The organism is Streptomyces sp. NPDC107517, assembly GCF_055582645.1.
The window spans coordinates 1-3,327 of sequence record NZ_JBVJPM010000087.1 but is presented as its reverse complement, the minus strand read 5'-3'; the positions used below and the strand labels follow the sequence as shown (position 1 = coordinate 3,327).

Below are 3,327 nucleotides of genomic sequence, written 5' to 3'. Positions count from 1 at the left end.
CGTGAGACCGCCCCCGCACGATCGAAGTCCCGCTACACTCCCGCCACCCGGCGAAAAGACCAGGTCAGACAGCGAAATCCTGCTGGAGTACTAGCCAGGGGTGTTCATGTCCGGTGTCGATGGCCTGCCGGTACAGCCGCTCTGCTTCTTCGGTGTCCCCGGCCTTCTCGCACAGCCGCGCCAGCTCCGGCAGGGCCCAGGTCTGTCCGGCGTCGACGGCTTGCCGGTGCAGTCGTTGTGCTCCTTCGGTGTCCCCGCGCTCCTCACGCAGCCGTGCTATCTCCTTCACGGCTCCTATGTTTCCGGCGTCAGCGGCTTGCACAGCGAGTCGTTCCGCTCTTTCGGCGTCGCCAGCCTGCTCTCGCTCCCGCGCCAGAATCCTTAGGGTCAAGCTGTTTCCGGCGTCTGCGGCCTGCCGGTACAGCCGTTCCACTTCTTCGGCGTCCCCGCACTGCTCGACCAGCTGCGCCAGCTCCGGCCACGCCAAGGAATATCCGGCCTCTGCGGCCTGCCGGTACAGCCGTTTCGCTCCTTCGATGTCTCCTGCCTGCTCACGCAGCCGCGCCAGTATCCTCAGGACCCCGAGGTTCCCGGTGTCGGCTATCTGCCGATACAGCAGTTCTGCCCGCCCGGTGTCTCCCGCCTGCTCGCGTACCTGCGCCAGCTTCATCAGGGCGTCGGTGTTTCCAGTGGCGGCGGCCTGCTCCAACGCCTCTGCCTGCTCGCGGAACAGTGGGGCGTCGGCGTCCCAAGCGTCACTCATACTGTCGAGCCGTGCGCGTACGCCCTCAGGCTTCAGCCAGCCGTAGCCACAGTCTTGGAGCAGTTCCAGAAGGAAGTCGAAGTCGCCGACGGTCCAGTTCATGCCGAACCGGCGAAGGAACGCTTCCAGGTAGGGCATCGCGCCGTCGTCCCAGTCGGCGGCCTCGCGGGCGTGCAACTCCCAGTCGAGTTCCCATAGTCTCAACGTTCCAGCTTTGCTTCCGGTCAATACGAAACGGCCGTCAGGCGTAATTGCGAGACAGGTCACGCCTTGCTCGTAGCCATCAAGAACGTACAGACGTTGGCCTTCGGCAACGTTCCACACGCTGGCGAATGAGCGGTAACCCGCCGAAACGGCGAAGCGGCCGTCTGCAGTTATCCGGACGAACTGATGCGCATTCGGATCCCAGGAGTCGGACCTGCTGAACTCTCGAACCACTTCACCGGAATTGGTATCCCACAGTCGGAGACTCTCGCTCTCGCCGGAGAGCACCGAGCACCCATCGGCGCTGATACTGACCGTTTCCAGCGAGTGCAGGAACTGACTTTGTAACCAGAGTGACTCGCCGTGTTTCAGGTCGTACAGGCGTGCCCCGTGCCCCATTGCGACTGCGGCGAGGCGGCCGTCAGCTGCCATCGAAATTTCATTGCGGCAGCTGTCGCGTATGGCTGCCACTTCGTGTCCGGTCTCCAGATCCCAGATCTGGATCTTGCCCCCCGTCCCGACCACTGCCTGCTGTCCAGCAGCGCCGAACCGTACCGTGCCACCACCTGCCTTGAGGACGCGTAGACATGTGCCAGTTTCCAGGGACCATAGACGCACGGTGCCGTCCCGGCTAGCGGACAGAGCGCGCTTCCCATCGGGGCCCAAACAGACTGACACCACCCAATCCGAATGTCCTTCGAGCACCCGAGTGCAGATTCCGCTGTCGAGTGCCCAAACGCGAACCGTGCCGTCGTTTCCACCGGATACGGCGATTTTGCCATCGCGGGACAAGTCGACCGCATTCACGTCGCGGAAATGCCCCGAGAAGATCCCTGGCGACCAGGCGGTCCGCAGGCCTGTCCGTACGCTGCGGCGGCCTAACGCCCACCAGGCCGACATCGACTGCGGTTTGCGTTCGTAGCCAGGGATCGATCGGGCTCGGGTGAGCAGGTCGAGCGCGTCTAGGAAACAGCCCTCCCGGGTTTCCTGTTGCGCTTGGGTAAGCAACCGGTCCGCCTCCTCGCTCAGTCGGCTGAGCTCGGTGTGCTGGCGCGGTCTACTCAGCCGCGGTGCAGCGGAGTAGGCGGAGGGAAGCCGCCACCGCCGCACGACCCGGTCCTGCCCGACTGACAGCCCGAACGCGGCGTTGGGATCCAACAACACCGCAGCGGTACCGCCCTGGTGTCCGGAGAAGGTCCTCAAGCAGCGACCGTTCCTCACATCCCAGAACCGGACCGTGCCGTCGAACGTGTCCCCAGAGAGGAGGTACTGAGCGTTGGCGCTCAGCGCCAGGGTGTCGGCCGTGTGGCCCGTCAGGACCCGAACGCAGCGACCATCCGCCAGATCCCAGATCCTGATGGTCCTGTCGTGGCTGCCTGTGGCAGCGAAGCGTTCGTCGGCACTGAAGCACATGGCGGTCACCCAAGAGGTGTGCCCGGTCAGGACGTACTGGCAGCGTCTGCTGTGCAGGTCCCACAGCCGGACGCTGTCCTCCCGGTTGCGATTGCTGTATCCGTCGTCGCGCTCCCATCCGCTGGACATCGCCCAGCGATTCTCGGAGCTCAACCGGACTGCACGCGCACCTGCTGCGTGCCGTTCGTGAGTCGCCCTCAGCTCTCCGCTCTCGGTGTTGAGAATACTGAGTGTGCCCTCGGGATCGGCCCAGAAGGCGGCGCGGCCGTCCGGGCTCAGTGCAACGCGGACCAGTTGCGCGCCGGTCCAGTGTCCTTTCGGTGGCTCTTCGACGAGTTCGCGACGTCGTTCGCGGGCGATGACGGTATGTCGGCATGGCGAATGCTTGTCTGTGAGATCCCAGAAGCGGAACACGCCTGCCTGGTCAGCGGACAGGGCGAAGCGTCCGTCGGGGGTCAGGTCAACGGCAGCCACCAGCTGCCGGTGCCCCTCGAGGGTCCTCAGGCACCGCCCGCTGTGGATGTCCCACAGCTGCACGCTGCCGTCATGGGTTCCGGTCAGTGCCAGTCGGCCATTGGGAGTGAGGACCAGCGCCGCGTCGTCGGGGGCGATATCACGCGTGCCCGGATCAAGAGGCGAGCCGATCATGGTCGCGCGGGCTCCCTCCTGGCTCTGTGGGTCGTTGATCCCGAGGCGGCCGACGCGTGCCTCTGGATCCAAGCGCCGAGCTGGCCGGGGTAGCTGCCACTCGTCGACGCACTGGGCGTCGGTGAACCCGCCGGACTCAATGGTGTGCAGCGCGGTGAGAACTTCCGGTTCGTCGGCCTGTTCCCGCGCCGCCTGCGTTAGCCTCAATACCGGTAACTTAGTGCTTTGGTGGGCGTTTGACCCGTTTGGGTTTGGTGGCGCCAACGAGAGTGATGGCCGCGGTAGTTGGGTGGTCTGCA

Annotated in this window: 1 protein-coding gene; it reads right to left on the bottom strand. The window is 65.0% G+C overall.

What is annotated here, in order from left to right; translation table 11 throughout:
• Window positions 1-64: 64 nt before the first annotated feature.
• A complete protein-coding gene (locus ACZ67T_RS46165) occupies window positions 65-3,235 on the bottom strand; it encodes a hypothetical protein (RefSeq protein ID WP_469993062.1) in 3,171 nt (1,056 codons plus the stop codon).
• Window positions 3,236-3,327 lie beyond the last annotated feature (92 nt).